Raw genomic sequence first — 15,421 nt, forward strand, 5'->3', positions numbered from 1 at the left:
GAGCTCAAACGGCAAAAGGGCTCACAAAGAGCCCTTATTTATTATGGTTTTCTTATTAAAACTCGTGGTCAGCAGTATCAGGGCTTAGGCTATCGATGCCGACAATGCTTGCCGCGCGCTCAATCGCACCGGTTTGTGCTACCAACGACATGATGGTGTCGTTTACTAGCGCGTTGCCCTGTGCGTTACCCGCTGCAATAAGTTGGTCAAAGTGCTGGTTGTTCTTCTCTGCAGAAGTCACTAGCTCACCAACTTGGCTAAGTGTTGTATCAAACTGCTTTTGAATGTCGGTCGCCGCTTTCTTATCTTTTTGAGCAACAAGATCAGCAATACTTGGACCAGATAACTCTTTGCCGTTTACACCTTTGTATGTACCTGTGTAAACGTTGTAGATGCCTTGCTCATTGTAGTAGTGAGAATTATGCGTGTTGTCTGAGAAACAATCGTGCTCGTCTTCAGTTGAGTTCGCTTCTAGTGCCACCTTCATGCGCTCACCCGCTAGCTCACCTAGAGAAAGAGAACCCATGCCGAATAGCATCTTACGAAGACCATTATCAGCAGATTCGTTTAGTAGCTCTTCACGGTAGTTACCTTTCACTTCAGCAGACCACTGCTTTTCCATCCACTCAAGGTCTTGAACCAGTAGATCAGCGGCTGCTTTTAGGTACTCACCACGACGGTCACAATGACCATTCGTACACTCAGAACCGACAACGAAATCAGTGTAAGCACGTTGACCTGCACCCGCGTTAGTGCCGTTTAGGTCTTGACCCCAAAGCAAGAATTCAATCGCGTGGTAACCTGATGCAACGTTTGCCTCAGAACCGCCTACTTCGTTTAAATCTGCTAGTAATTCTGGCGTAATTTTTGAAACGTCCAGTTTAGAAGCGCCAATCTGCAGACTTGTGTTTGCGATGATGTTGGCAGCCGCGCCCTCGTTACCCAATTCGTATTGGTAATCAGCTGCTACGTAGTCAATCAGACCTTCATCAAGTGGCCATGCGTTCAGCTGACCTTCCCAATCGTCAACAATCGCGTTACCAAAACGGAAAACTTCAGACTGTTGGTAAGGCACGCGAGAATCTAGCCAAGCTTGTTTTACTTCTTCAAGCTTTTTCGCTGATGGTGATTTTAGAAATTCGTCGATTTTTACGTCAAGCGCCTTCGCTGTTGTTACTGAATCAGCAAACACAGCATGGGCAACGTCCGCGTAATGTTCGACTACTTGTTGTTTAGTTACAGTGGCAGCAACGGTAGAACCACTGGCAATGAGGAGTGATGCAGCAATAGATTGGACTAAAACTTTTTTTGCATTCATCTGAAGCATCCTTGTTGAGCTTTTCAATTATCGTATTGGTAGTGCTAATTATTCTTATTTGCACTTTAGTCTCGAGATAATACAAATTTACAATTTATTTGCAACTCCAGATACAAAAAAACCTCATAAAAATGAGGTTTTTCACAGACTTTATTGTCAGTTTTATCTTTAGGATTAAACCTTTAGGTCATGTTTTCCGTGAGAGACTTTTGCCTTCAGATAATTTTCGTTGCCATCTTTGATATGTGCAGAGGTATTGACAACCTCGCCAATTTCAATTCCGTACTCAGATAACTCACGAATTTTCTTAGGGTTGTTCGTCACGAGGCGGATCTTATTCACGCCTAAAGCTTCTAGCATTTGTGCTGCTTCTGTGAAATCACGCAGGTCATCATCAAAGCCCAAATGGTTGTTAGCTTCGTACGTGTTCATGCCCTGGCTTTGTAAGCGGTATGCATCGATCTTATTGTACAAACCAATACCACGACCTTCCTGACGGAGATACAAGATGATACCACCGGACTCGCCCATGCGATTGATCGTCTCTTCTAGTTGCTCACCACAGTCACAGCGTGAAGAGTGAAACACATCGCCTGTCAAACACTCAGAGTGCATACGAACTAAAGGCATGTCCTGAGTTTGGTCCGCTTGTTTAAAGATAATAGCAACATGCTCTTTGTCTGTCTTCAGACCATGGAAAGACAGAATTTCGGCATCAATGTTACTTTTTGCCCCGACTTTAAAATCTACTCTGGCACGTACTTCCGCCATATCTATACTCACTCGATTTATTGCTTGATGCGCTTGATGCGTTTTCGTTATTGCATTCATGGGATTTACTCGTTGCTCTTCAACTATGGGGACTGATACCGCATTTTGCAATATAGAGATCACAATTGAGGGCAGTTATCCACTCAAGACAGCAAAAGAGAAACACTCTCCAACTGAACAATTGTTATATTATAACAATTTAAAAAAACTACAATAAAAAACCCCAGACAAATTTTGTCTGGGGTTTCAAGAAGGTCGTTTGGTCTATCTTTTAATGGGTCTGACTGCGCTTCCAAACGGCGAGTTCAATCCAAACTGCTTCGAGTTCTTGGATTTCCTCGTCGGTCAACACGGCGAGCGTTGAAGTAACTTGAGGCAGGTTCGGTGATTGCAATGCACGAATCTGCGAATAGAAGTCTTTTTTAAGTTGTAATATAACTGAATCCACTGCGTGCACCTGTTTCGTTCTTTTATTACTTATCCAGCTCAAAATTTTTATTTTCTTTATACTGGAAACTTCATAAATTCGGAAAAATGATAACATTCTGCTTGTTAAGTGCACAATTTATTTTTAATAGTGGAATAACGGTCACATTAATTACGCTTCACCATTCGGATCGAATATAAGACAAAAAAGATCAAAAATAGCACAGGAAAGATCCACAACAGCGCCGTGGAATAATTTAATGGTGGTTGGTACAGAACAATATTCCCATAACGAGCAACTAGATAGTCCTTTATTTCTTGATCTGAGCTGCCTTCATTGGCCATCGTATACACTTTCAACCTCAGGTCTTTAGCCGCTTGTGCATTAGACTCGACAAGGTTTTGGTTTTGACACTGCGGGCAGCGTAATGCCTTGGCTAACGAGGTTGCACGCTGTTGCACTTCAACGGAATGAAATTCAAACAGATCAACATTCTGTTCTATATCCGCACTTCTCGTGAAAGGAGAAAATAGTATAAATAGGATTAAAGTGAGGAGAAGATTATTAAATCGAAACATTCAAGTATCCTGAAAATATATCGTTCCATTTATCTGCCGTTAGCTCTCCACGATATTTGATCAATATACGACCATTTGGATCAATCAAGTAAGTTTCCGGCGTTCCGATAACACCTAGCTCCACAGCGAGCTTTCCATTAGGGTCACTAATTACTTCAATATATGGATTTCGTTTAGAGCTCAAATATTCACGAGCGGCTTGTTTTTGATCTCTATAATTCAGCCCAATAATAGGCACACCAAGTTCTGCTAACTGCAATAACTCTTCGTGCTCTCGTTTGCATACCCCGCACCAAGATGCCCAAACATTCAATAATTTATATCCGTCGCTTTTGAACAACTGCTCAGAAACCATGCCATCAGAGATCAGAGAAGTTGAGCGAAAATTAGGTGTCTCTAAATTTCGTTGTGGGGACAATTCAACATGCGGTCGCTCAGACAAAGCCACCGCAGTTACTACTGCAAACACGGCAACAGCCACAACGAGACCTGCGAGTTTAAGCGCATTTCTCGATCGCATTGATAGCCTCTCTCCTTTTCTTTAGGCCGGTTAATAGCGCACCAAACACAGCTAATAACCCACCAGACCATATCCACCAAATACCTGCGCGGTACTGAACTTTAATCGCATAAGCATGAGTGTCGACTTTATCAGCCAATGTCACGTAATAATCGCCATGCCATAGTGAACGAATCGCGGGCTCGGTCATATTCATCACTCGCACAGGGTAATGACGCTTTTGCGGGTTGAAATTGAGCATGCGGCCATCTTCCAAGTGCAAGGTGATCTGTCCTTGTTCCGCGGTATAGTTCGGCCCCACCAGCCATTCGATACCATGATAATCGATAGTGATCCCTGCCCTTTGTTGAGAACTGCCGGGTTCGACACGTAAATTGTATTCATAAGAGTAGTGACTATTGAATACAGCCCCACTCACCGCCAGTGCAAAACCGATATGTGCCTTCACGATTGGCATGAGTTTACGTTTATTGGAACAGCGACACAGCATAACGAGATGCGCCACAATCACCCAAGTAGCCAATGTTATGGTTAGCAATACTTCGAAATGCAGTGCGTGCACTAAGAAGATAAACCCGCTCCCAGCGACAAGAGATAACGCAATACTGATCGCAATATCAGCGCTTACACTCGGAACTGTGCCTTTTGTCCATTTCAGCACCGGCATCAAAGCTAAGGCAATCAGAGCCAGTATGCTTAATGGGAAGATCAGACTATTAAAGTAAGGTGCGCCAACCGAAATGTTCCCTAAGCCGAGCAGTTGATAAACCATCGGATAAAAAGTGCCAAGAAAAACGATGGCAGTCGCAATAACCAGCAGCCCTTTGGCGATATAAGCAGTGTAAGCTCGGCTCGCTAGAGATTGAAGTTTGAAACGAGGGAGTTGTTCTCCTCGCAAAATCAGTACGCCAAAAGTGATAATGACAAGCAAGCTCAATACACCAATCAGCACCAAACCTTTAGTTGGGTCCACCGCAAAAGCGTGCACTGAAGTCAGCACGCCAGAGCGCACCACGAATGTCCCTAAAATGCTTAGGCTGAACGTAGCAAACGCCAGTGCATAGGTGCTCCAAATTGCGCTTCTGTTACGTGTTGCGACAACACCGCTGTGCAACAAAGCAGTACCAGTAAGCCAAGGGAGTAGAGAAGCGTTCTCCACAGGGTCCCAAAACCACCAGCCGCCCCACCCTAGCTCATTGTACGCCCACCATGATCCCACCAAGATACCCAACGTGAGCGTTCCCCATGCAAAAAACGCTGCGCTTCGAGCAACCACATACCAATCGCTCATCGGTTGTTTACCCAATAGCACTGCTAATGCAAAAGCTAATATTGCTGCGTAACCGACATAACCGAGATAAAGCAATGGTGGATGAATGATAAGCCCAACATCTTGCAACATTGGGTTTAGATCTCGTCCTTCCGACGCCAATACTTGGGCATACTCGAACGGGTTAGAGGTCATTAACGTGAACCAAGCAAATGTCGCAATAAGAACGTTCATGATTCCTAAACAGTCACAAGTATATTGGGCGTTGAGCGGTGACTTAAATGCAATAAACGACGCCCATAAACTCAAGGTGACGACCCAAAACAACATGGAGCCTTGGTGCCCACCCCAAGCGGCAGCAATTTTGAACGCCACGGGAAGTTGACTGTTGGAATGCGTAACAACATATTCCAACGCGAAGTTGTCTTGCACGAAGCAGACGATCAGAAGTGCTAAACAAATGATGGAAGCTAAGCTAATGATGTGGGACATCGCGACTTGATGCGGCAATGTCGCCTTCTTACCCATAGCACGACGTAGCCAATGCAGCAACGATGCACAAGTCGATGTTACAGCCACCAATATCAGTAAGAAGAACCCTAGCTCAGCCTCCATTTTTCCCCCTTACACTATGGTCATTTGACCGGCATAGAGAATGAAAGTACGTAGCATAAGTACGCCAACCAAGCTCAACGTCGTGACCACAAAAACGTAACTGCCTTTGTGGCGCACTTCTGAAGGCGTTAACCAATTGAGAGTCAAAGGCGTAATCATGCCGATGAACACTACCCCACCCCAGAACCATTGAGCCCAGAATCCACTCGAAATAGCATTCCAAGCCGCGACTTCGTTCTGACCACCGCTGAAGATCAGTCCAGTAAAGAATGTCACTAAGACAAACAACTCAAACAACACTACAGGGCGTTCAAATCCGTGCACCCAAGACACACTTGGGCTGCTGGTCGACTCTTTAAACACCAAGATGCCGAACATCAAGCATGCCGCTGCACCCGAGGACAAACTAGAGAACAGGAACAAGATTGGCAGTACTGGATTGTTTAGCATTGGGTAAGTCTTCAATGCAGACAATAGAAAGCCAGTGTACGCTGCAAGCACGATGGCTAAGAAGCCCAAGAACAATTCAATTGCGTTGTTGGCTTTCCCCGCCTTAATCAAAATGCCATCGGCAAAATCCAACAGTTTGCTCGGTAACTTACCCTCACAAAAGCTGATGATTTGATGGCGGAAGATAACGCCGATCCAAACAAACAGCACTAGCATGTACACTTGGAACAAGATCACGCCCATCGACATCACAGACGTTGGGTTGTAGTAGATCATGATCTTCCAAAACTCTAAAGGCTTGGTTAAATGGAAAATCAAAATTGCCAACCCAGCAATGATGCCAAATGGCGCAAGCCAAGCCATAGCTTTCATGATGCCGTTGTTTGCGGGATCACCTTCAATCACTTTGCGTTTTAAATAGATAGAAATCATCACTGAACCTGCTGACATCCCAGCAAGGAATAAGTAAATCGCGATGATCCAATCCCAGACTAACGAGTCAAAGTGGAATGCACTTTCGAAGCCGTTCATGATGACACCTCCCCTTTGCTATGCGGAATTTTGTACAGTTTAGGTTGCGTACCTAAATGCGATTTATCGCGATAGACAACATGGCTTTCGATAGCTTTGCTCACCTCGCTAGTTGGGTCATTCAAATCACCAAAGATGAGTGCTTTTGTTGGGCAAGATTCCACGCAAGCTGGCTGTTTACCTTGCGCTAGGTTGGTATCACGGCAGAAGTTACATTTATCCGCAGAGTGATCGACTGGATTAAAGAAGCGCACTTGGTAAGGGCAAGCGGCAAGGCAATAACCACATCCGACACATTTCTCTTTGTGCACATCCACGATGCCGGTCGCTTCATCTTTGTATGCAGCGCCTGTTGGACAAACGTACACACATGGTGGGTTATCACAGTGCTGACAGGATTCGCGAGTAAACTGGTATTCCACATCTGGAAATTCGCCAATCGGTTCACTGCGATGAATTTTAAGTCGCGTTACGCCTTCAGGGACTTTATTTACTTCGCGACAAGCATCGGTACAAGCGGTACAGCCAATACAGGCATTTTCATCATGAACCATACCCATGCGTTTCGCTTGTTCACTGTTGCTGGCATAGAGAGAGGAGCTAACAACGGAAGTGCCTGCAACGCCTGTAGTTAAAATCAACGCGCCGCTGCCGGCTAAAAAGTTTCTTCTCGAACATTTCATGCTATCTCTCCTCTTCTTTGGCAAGTTCAGGTTCGACGGCAAATTCAGAGTGACAATCCACACACTGCTTGATCAGTTGTTTTCTGTCGTACGACAACGCTTTGGTTTTCGCTGCGTGTACATCGTGGCAATTTGAACAAGTGAGGTTTTTGGCGTGCACATCGTGCGTCCAGTGGCTTTCTCTCAGCTGTGTCGGTGCGTGGCAATCCACACATTGGCTGTTAGCTTTAAGAATCATGCTTGGATCAAGGAACACTTTGTCGTGTACTTCTTTCGATTGCGCTGCAGAAAACTTAATCACATCAGGCGCACCTTCACGATGGTCGGGACCAATGTTGCTATGGCAATTGGTGCAATTAAGTTGCTTCCCTTGACTCAATAACGCTTGCGAATCATGCGATAGGTTCAGAGTCTCTTTTGCATCCTTATGACATTGCAGACACTTGTAGTCTCGGTCACGGATCAACTCGACTTGATGACGCTCAGCTTGAGCACCTTCAATCGGCTCTGAAGAAGTCGCATGGGCGGCGATGGAGAAACCATAGATGGCAAAGACGAAGAGAAGTTTCAGCATTGTCTCTATGGTCAATTTTATATTGCCCATATTGTTCTTTCCTTAGCTCGATAATAATTGATAACTATTCTCAATTATTTATTTGAGCGACAATTAATTTCCTCTGAAGATATTTTTTAGATCTTCAAATGACATCAATTCTTATTTCGGAAAGCCACAACGCTAAACCTATATTTATAATACCTCTATTATTCATAAGGGGTAGAAACGCCTGCTCAAAAAGCGAACCAAATCACCCTATTTTTAAAAAGGTTAAAAACCCAAAGCATTGCAGAACAATGACTTAACAACTACCACTTTAGAGGTATATAAATTCAAACATGACTGAGATCACTGGTGTAAATTGATCTAAAACAAGACAAGATTCACTCACTATTTCATCTATCCAATTAAGCAATATTATTAATCGTAGATCTCCAGTTCTTATTTGGAATAGCTTCTCACAACGCTGCTAATAAAAACGAATATGGAGATAACACCGTGAGCATAAAACACTGGATGAGCGCACCTATCGCGGTTGCGACCTTATTCGCCAGCCAATTATTTTTGGTCGGCGCTCCGTTGGCGGCAGAAGAAAAAGGCCTCATCGATCCTCGAAATGACGCCTTTGAACAGAACCATCCCGAACAATACCACTCTTGGAAGGCAACATCCGAAAGTGAGCACATTGAAGATGCTCTAAGTGAAGACCCAAACATGGTGATCTTATGGGCTGGCTACGGCTTCGCAAAAGACTACAACAAAGCGCGCGGTCACTTTTACGCACTTGATGATGTTCGTCAAACCTTACGTACCGGCGCACCGACTGATGAAAAATCCGGGCCTATGCCGATGGCGTGCTGGAGCTGTAAAAGCCCAGACGTTGCTCGCGTGATTGGTGAACGTGGTGAAGACGGTTATTTCGAAGGTAAATGGGCACGCTTAGGCTCAGAAATCGTCAACCCTATCGGTTGTTCCGATTGCCACAACACGGGCTCTGAAGCCTTCAAGAAAGGCGAACCCGCGCTGGCACTGACTCGCCCATACGTCGAGCGTGCTTTTGATACTATCGGTAAAAACTTTGATGAACAGTCTCGCCTAGATAAGCAAGCATCGGTCTGCGCTCAATGTCACGTTGAATACTACTTCACCGGCCCAACTAAAGCGGTTAAATTCCCATGGGATATGGGCACCACCGTTAATGACATGGAGAAATACTACGACGCGTTGAATTTCAAAGATTGGACGCATGCCGTATCTAAAGCGCCGATGCTAAAAGCACAACACCCAGGTTTCGAAACTTGGAGAGCGGGTATTCATGGTAAAAACAAAGTGGTGTGTGTGGACTGCCACATGCCTAAAGTGACCAAAGAAGACGGTACGGTGTACACAGACCACAAAGTGGGTAACCCATTTGATCGTTTTGAAGACACCTGTGCGCAATGCCATACCCAAACTAAAGAGCAGCTACAAGGCATCGTCTCGACTCGCAAAGCGCAAGTACTGAACATGAAGCTAACCGCCGAGAAGCAAATCGTAGCGGCACACTTTGAAGCAGGCGCAGCGTGGAAAGCAGGTGCAACAGAAGCAGAAATGGAGCCTATCCTACAAGATATTCGCCATGCACAATGGCGTTGGGACTACGCGATTGCTTCTCACGGTGTTCACATGCATGCTCCTGAGGTAGCGCTTGAAGTACTAGGTACTGCAGTTGATCGCGCCGCTGACGCTCGTACCAAGTTGGTTCGTTTACTAGCAGCCAAAGGCATCACTGACCCTGTTCAAATTCCAGATATCTCTACCAAAGCGAAAGCACAACAAGCACTGGGCATGGATATGGATAAGATGAACGCAGACAAGAAACACTTCCTAGAAACAGTAGCGCCAGAGTGGGATAAAGCAGCCGCTGAACGCGAAGCCACGTATTAATCTAACAAGCAGAGATTAATCTATAGATACAACAAGGGGCGTACTGAACGCCCCTTTTTTTGTTTCTTTGTTATCTTTATTTCTTCATCCCCGATTCTATCGAGAGTGAAAATCGAATGTACTAGCGACGAGGAAGCCTAGGTCTCGGTTGAATATTTGGACGTGCTTTAGGCATCTGCACATTTGGACGAGCAACTGGGCGTTGGATCTTCGTTTCCGGTAATGCTTTTCTTTGTTGAACCTTTTCTTTTACCGCTTTGTCTTGTAAAGCCGCTGGCTCAATACGCTCCGGACGATTCTCCCATTTGGTTTGAATCTCTTGCTTTTGCTCGTCAGGCAATGATTGCCAATGATCGTCGAGTTGGCGTTTCATGTTATCGATATTGGCGGACATATCATCGTCCTTCCAATCCTCGACTTTGTCTTTGATGGATTGCTGTTGGTCTTCATCTAAACCATTCCACCACTCTTCCAGTTTCTCTTTGTATTCGTCGTCGTTGTCGCAACAACCCGGATAGTAATAAATCCAGTAGTCGTCATGATCGTACCACCACGGATCGTAATAACCTGAAGAATAATAAACCGAAGAGGAAGAACCAGAATGATCGGAAGAGCTACAACCCGCTAATACAGAGCCGCACAGCAAAACCAATATGCTTAGTGCCTTATTTTTCATTCGTTGCCCACCTTTCCCTCTACTGCTTATTAAATTGTACGCTTACAACAGCTCTTTTGCTTTGTTAATAGAGTTAATGATTTGCACCCTATCTAAATTTGGATCATTAGAATCTAATAATAGTACCCAGGCATCAATCGCTTCCTGAAATCGGAATGACAGAAAATGATCATTTGCGATCAAAGACAAAGCGGCTTCATTGTGCGGTTCTATCTGCAAAGCTTGCTCCAAAAGCAAGCTAACTTCTTGCGTCATTGATTGCTGGTGAATGTAGTACAAGGTCGTCGCTTTTGCGGCAAGTTGCGTGGCACTGACTGGCTCAGTCAGCTGGATCGCGTAATCAAAACAAATCAGCGCGCCATCAAATTCCCCCTCTAGCAGGTAGCCCTGCCCGAGTTGGAACCACAATTCAGCGTTGTTCGGATCTTCACGCAACTGGTCTTGAATCTCTTTCATGATGTCACGAGCAGTCATCATTCGTGACATTTCCGCTTGTATTGGTTTAGGCGGAGTTTGATGCAGCAATAAGAAACTGGCACTCGTCACGACAAGTACTAACAGGCAAAAGCCAAACCATTGAGTAGGTTTAGCTTTTGATGCACTCAGTGATAAGAGTACGATAAACAACCCCATCAGAGTGATGGCAGCGAAAAACCAAACAGACATAACACGTCCTGTAAACAAAGATAACGTCAGTGTACGCATTTCTTACTTTAAATGCGTTGATACAGATACAAAAAAGCCGAGCAACTAAGGCTCGGCTTTTCATATCAAGATAACGGTGTAAGATTACTCTTCGTTACCTTCCTCTGCATCATCAGCAGCTGGAGCTTCTGAAGCGTCTTGCTGCGTATTTTCGTCTGTTGACTCTAACGCTTCTGCATCTTCATCAGCAGGCAGCTCTTCATCATCAACTTCTTCAATACGTTGCAAACCAACAACTGATTCATCTTCCGCAGTACGGATAAGCGTTACACCTTGTGTGTTACGACCAACTTGGCTAACTTCACCCACACGAGTACGTACTAACGTGCCAGCGTCGGTGATCATCATCATTTCATCACCTTCAACAACCTGGATAGCACCAACTACCGGGCCATTTCGCTCAGAAACTTTGATAGAAACTACACCTTGAGTGCCACGACCTTTTGTCGGGTACTCGCTAAGTGCTGTGCGTTTACCATAACCGTTTTCTGTAACCGTTAGGATGTCGCCTTCGTGCGAAGGAACAATAAGTGATACAACTTGGTCATTTTCAGCCAGTTTCATACCACGAACACCAGAGGCGGTACGACCCATAGGACGAACACCTTTAAACTTGATCTCTGGCTGACCATTCTCATCAAGAACTGGTTTACCATTTTTATCAAGTACTGGAATCTCTTCTGCTTCTTTAAAGCGAACCACTTTACCCGCTTTAGAGAACAGCATGATTTCATTTTCGCCGTTAGTGATATCCACACCGATTAACGAATCGTCTTCACGTAGGTTCACAGCGATTAGGCCGTTTGAACGTACGTTTGCAAACTGGTTCAACGGCGTTTTCTTAACCGTACCGTCACCTGTTGCCATGAAGATGAATTTGTCTTCAGAGAATTCATCAACACGTAGAATCGCGGTAATGCGCTCACCTTCTTCGAGTGGAAGGATGTTTACGATTGGCTTACCACGCGCAGTACGGCTCGCTAGAGGCAATTGGTAAACTTTCAGGCGGTATGTTTTACCACGAGTAGAGAAACACAAGATGTTATCGTGGGTATTCGCCACTAGAAGACGCTCGATATGGTCTTCATCTTTCATCTTAGTCGCACTCTTACCTTTACCACCACGGCGCTGTGACTCGTAGTCGCTCAGTACTTGGTACTTAACGTAACCACCGTGAGATAGAGTAACCACAACGTCTTCACGTGCGATCAGCTCTTCCATGTCAATATCATGGCTCGCAGCTGTGATTTCTGTACGACGAGCGTCACCAAAGCCGTCACGAACCGCTTCAAGTTCTTCACGGATAACTTCCATCAAACGCTCAGTGCTCGCAAGGATATGCATGAGTTCAGCGATTTCTTCTAGAAGTGTTTTGTATTCGCCAAGAATCTTCTCGTGTTCTAGACCTGTTAGTTTATGTAAACGTAGATCTAGGATAGCTTGTGCTTGTTGCTCAGTCAGGAAGTACTGACCATCACGAATACCATATTCAGGCTCTAGCCATTCAGGGCGCGCAGCATCTGTACCAGCACGCTCTAGCATTGCTGAAACGTTGCCTAAATCCCAACCACGAGCGATAAGACCCGCTTTTGCTTCAGCCGGTGTAGGTGCCTTACGGATAAGCTCAATGATTTCATCAATGTTAGCAAGCGCTAGAGCTAAACCTTCAAGGATATGAGCACGTTCACGCGCTTTACGCAGTTCGAAGATAGTACGACGTGTCACAACTTCACGACGGTGATCAACAAAGCACTTCAACATATCTTTTAGGTTGAATAGCTGTGGCTGGCCATTGTTTAGGGCCACCATGTTGATACCGAAAGTGGTTTGCAGCTGAGTCTGAGCGTAAAGGTTGTTTAGAACTACTTCGCCCACAGCATCGCGCTTACACTCAATAACAATGCGCATACCGTCTTTATCTGACTCGTCGCGCAGTGCACTGATACCTTCTACTTTCTTATCTTTAACTAGCTCAGCGATCTTTTCGATCAAGCGAGCTTTGTTCACCTGGTAAGGAATTTCAGTGACGATAATGGTCTCTTTACCATTCTTCTCCACTTCGATGTCCGCTTTCGAACGCATGTAGATTTTGCCACGACCTGTTTTGTACGCGTCTACAATGCCTTTACGACCGCTGATAAGCGCCGCCGTTGGGAAATCAGGACCAGGAATGTAATCCATTAGTTCATCAATAGTGATTTCTTCATTATTGATGTATGCAAGACAGCCATCAATCACTTCGCCAAGGTTATGAGGCGGGATGTTGGTTGCCATACCTACTGCGATACCAGAAGCACCGTTAACCAATAGGTTTGGAATTTTAGTTGGAAGAACCGCTGGGATCTGCTCAGTACCGTCGTAGTTTGGTACGTAGTCTACGGTTTCTTTGTCTAGGTCAGCCAATAGTTCATGGGCAATTTTTGCCATTCGAACTTCGGTGTAACGCATTGCCGCAGCAGAGTCGCCATCGATCGAGCCAAAGTTACCTTGACCATCGACCAGCATGTAACGAAGCGAGAACGGCTGAGCCATACGTACGATTGTGTCGTACACAGCACTATCACCATGTGGGTGGTATTTACCGATTACGTCGCCGACAACACGGGCTGATTTTTTATATGGTTTGTTCCAATCGTTGCCTAGTACGTTCATCGCGAATAAAACGCGGCGGTGTACTGGTTTTAGGCCATCACGCACATCTGGAAGAGCACGACCCACGATGACTGACATCGCATAGTCTAGGTATGAACCTCTAAGCTCATCTTCAATGTTTACGGGCGTGATCTCTTTAGCTAAATCGCTCATAGAGCCATTATCCCTCTATTATCTGATCGTAATTACGATACGTGTAAGGTGCAAAAATATAACACACAATTCATCACTTCGGCATCACTTTCCCTCTCCTTTTATCAGGTTGTGAGCTTGGTTATGAATCAAATGTCGAGAATTTGCACACTCATCCCATATCTTTCTGATTAGTGGTTATATTTCGGTCAATATTGAGCAAAATCGGACCCTTTACGCGGAAAAGCGAGGTAAATTCCTTTAACCACACAACGCGAAAATGCAGGTTTTAGAGTTATTATCACTGGCACCAGTTCAAGGATGAACCAAAAACAATAGTTAGCGCTTTACAAATTACAGGCACCTGTCTCGATTGCCGCGCCAGTGAACTCTGTCATTGTCCCTTAACTAAGCACATCGAGGTTGTTTGGGTGTAAAACGTTGGAGTATACTGGCGCCCTCTAAAGGACTCAGATTGAATGCAATAAAACCAATTATGACTAAAGCACAAAACGTCGACCCAAGTGAAATTAAGAAATTCGAGGACATGGCTTCTCGATGGTGGGATTTAGAAGGCGAGTTTAAGCCGCTTCATCAAATTAACCCACTTCGTTTGAACTATGTACTTGAAAAAGCAAATGGCTTGTTTGGCAAGCGCGCACTTGATGTCGGCTGTGGTGGTGGCATTCTTGCTGAAAGCATGGCAAAAGAAGGCGCTATTGTGACTGGACTTGATATGGGTAAAGAACCATTAGAAGTCGCGCGACTACATGCATTAGAAACAGGTACTCAACTGACCTACATTCAGAGCACAATAGAAGACCACGCTATAGAAAACGCAGGAACTTACGATGTCGTGACTTGTATGGAGATGCTTGAACACGTTCCAGATCCTCTCTCCGTTATCCGCTCTTGTGCTGCGCTAGTCAAACCCGGTGGTCACGTGTTTTTCTCAACTTTGAACCGAAACATTAAGTCGTACTTATTTGCTATTGTCGGTGCTGAGAAGCTTCTTAAGATTGTTCCTGAAGGCACTCATGAGCACGATAAGTTTATCAAGCCAGCCGAAATGATGAAGATGATAGACCAAACTGACCTGACGGAAATGGGCATTACTGGGCTTCATTACAACCTTCTAAATGATAGCTACAAACTCGGTCGTAATGTAGATGTAAACTACATCGTTCATACTAAAAAATACTGAACGCTATTAAGTTAAAAAATGAGTTTTGTGATTGACATTTTTTAAAGAAAATGAATCGGAAGCGGTAGCACAAAGTTGCCGCTTTTTTTGTCTTTTTATGGCTAAAATTCGTGCTCTAGATTCCATTTTGACCAAGCCATTTTTCGTAGATAAAAACGGCCAAAGATCAAGGAAAATATTTTTGCATGCGGTTATTTCTAAACCGATCTCGAAACCGTACTTTTAACCATTCAAGTCTGCCCTTTTCTCATCGGTTAGTGTTCACTTACTGATTTTTTTCATTTTGTCAGTTATCCACAAGTCATCCCCGATCTGTACCTTGATAAATCAGTGTAATAGCACTATCTTGTAACCCGCAAACAAATGAACCCCTATATGTTGTGTTTAAGCGACAATATATAGATAGA

General features: G+C 44.7%; 14 protein-coding genes. 2 read left to right on the top strand and 12 right to left on the bottom strand.

Annotation, left to right across the window (positions count from 1 at the left end; all coding sequences use genetic code 11):
* Positions 1 to 55 precede the first annotated feature (55 nt).
* From R7Z41_RS05510 to nrfB, 9 genes are all read right to left on the bottom strand, one after another.
* Positions 56 to 1,318 carry an imelysin family protein gene (locus R7Z41_RS05510; protein ID WP_206970698.1) on the bottom strand — a complete coding sequence of 421 codons (1,263 nt, stop codon included), beginning with the start codon at positions 1,316 to 1,318 and terminating at the stop codon, positions 56 to 58.
* 174 nt (positions 1,319 to 1,492) lie between these two features.
* Positions 1,493 to 2,089, bottom strand: a complete 597-nt coding sequence (locus tag R7Z41_RS05515) for a GTP cyclohydrolase II (protein ID WP_025767283.1) — start codon at positions 2,087 to 2,089, stop codon at positions 1,493 to 1,495.
* A gap of 271 nt (positions 2,090 to 2,360) precedes the next feature.
* Positions 2,361 to 2,537, bottom strand: coding sequence for a hypothetical protein (locus tag R7Z41_RS05520; protein ID WP_020480909.1), 177 nt, complete (start codon positions 2,535 to 2,537; stop codon positions 2,361 to 2,363).
* 146 nt (positions 2,538 to 2,683) lie between these two features.
* Positions 2,684 to 3,094 (bottom strand): heme lyase NrfEFG subunit NrfF, encoded by a 411-nt coding sequence (nrfF, locus tag R7Z41_RS05525; protein WP_053306573.1) that lies wholly within the window; start codon positions 3,092 to 3,094, stop codon positions 2,684 to 2,686.
* Positions 3,081 to 3,614, bottom strand: coding sequence for a DsbE family thiol:disulfide interchange protein (locus R7Z41_RS05530; protein ID WP_017636120.1), 534 nt, complete (start codon positions 3,612 to 3,614; stop codon positions 3,081 to 3,083). The genes nrfF and R7Z41_RS05530 overlap by 14 nt, the downstream gene beginning before the upstream one ends.
* Complete coding sequence (locus R7Z41_RS05535) at positions 3,592 to 5,499, bottom strand: heme lyase CcmF/NrfE family subunit (protein ID WP_225477569.1); 1,908 nt, start codon at positions 5,497 to 5,499, stop codon at positions 3,592 to 3,594. The genes R7Z41_RS05530 and R7Z41_RS05535 overlap by 23 nt, the downstream gene beginning before the upstream one ends.
* A gap of 9 nt (positions 5,500 to 5,508) precedes the next feature.
* Entirely contained in the window at positions 5,509 to 6,480 is a 972-nt protein-coding gene (gene nrfD / locus R7Z41_RS05540) for a cytochrome c nitrite reductase subunit NrfD (RefSeq protein WP_225477567.1), read from the bottom strand.
* Positions 6,477 to 7,163 (bottom strand): cytochrome c nitrite reductase Fe-S protein, encoded by a 687-nt coding sequence (nrfC, locus tag R7Z41_RS05545; protein WP_017636123.1) that lies wholly within the window; start codon positions 7,161 to 7,163, stop codon positions 6,477 to 6,479. The genes nrfD and nrfC overlap by 4 nt, the downstream gene beginning before the upstream one ends.
* Position 7,164: 1 nt before the next feature.
* Complete coding sequence (gene nrfB / locus R7Z41_RS05550) at positions 7,165 to 7,767, bottom strand: cytochrome c nitrite reductase pentaheme subunit (RefSeq protein ID WP_064354129.1); 603 nt, start codon at positions 7,765 to 7,767, stop codon at positions 7,165 to 7,167.
* Positions 7,768 to 8,217: 450 nt separating this feature from the next.
* Between nrfB and nrfA the strand changes: the two genes are divergently transcribed.
* A complete protein-coding gene (gene nrfA / locus R7Z41_RS05555; RefSeq protein ID WP_225477564.1) occupies positions 8,218 to 9,645 on the top strand; it encodes an ammonia-forming nitrite reductase cytochrome c552 subunit in 1,428 nt (475 codons plus the stop codon).
* Between the two features lie 121 nt (positions 9,646 to 9,766).
* Here the strand turns inward: nrfA and R7Z41_RS05560 are convergent, their stop codons facing one another.
* From R7Z41_RS05560 to gyrA, 3 genes are all read right to left on the bottom strand, one after another.
* A complete protein-coding gene (locus R7Z41_RS05560) occupies positions 9,767 to 10,321 on the bottom strand; it encodes a hypothetical protein (protein ID WP_009706900.1) in 555 nt (184 codons plus the stop codon).
* Between the two features lie 42 nt (positions 10,322 to 10,363).
* Entirely contained in the window at positions 10,364 to 10,987 is a 624-nt protein-coding gene (locus R7Z41_RS05565) for a tetratricopeptide repeat protein (protein ID WP_053306577.1), read from the bottom strand.
* Between the two features lie 123 nt (positions 10,988 to 11,110).
* The gene (gene gyrA, locus R7Z41_RS05570) at positions 11,111 to 13,831 is read right to left on the bottom strand and encodes a DNA topoisomerase (ATP-hydrolyzing) subunit A (protein ID WP_053306578.1); all 2,721 of its coding nucleotides are present in this window, start codon (positions 13,829 to 13,831) and stop codon (positions 11,111 to 11,113) included.
* A 475-nt stretch (positions 13,832 to 14,306) separates the two neighbouring features.
* On the opposite strand from gyrA, the gene ubiG reads away from it, so the two are divergent.
* The gene (ubiG, locus tag R7Z41_RS05575; RefSeq protein ID WP_054577035.1) at positions 14,307 to 15,014 is read left to right on the top strand and encodes a bifunctional 2-polyprenyl-6-hydroxyphenol methylase/3-demethylubiquinol 3-O-methyltransferase UbiG; all 708 of its coding nucleotides are present in this window, start codon (positions 14,307 to 14,309) and stop codon (positions 15,012 to 15,014) included.
* Positions 15,015 to 15,421 lie beyond the last annotated feature (407 nt).

Origin of the sequence: Vibrio sp. 1457 (assembly GCF_033340195.1) — a bacterium.
Lineage (GTDB): Bacteria > Pseudomonadota > Gammaproteobacteria > Enterobacterales > Vibrionaceae > Vibrio > Vibrio alginolyticus.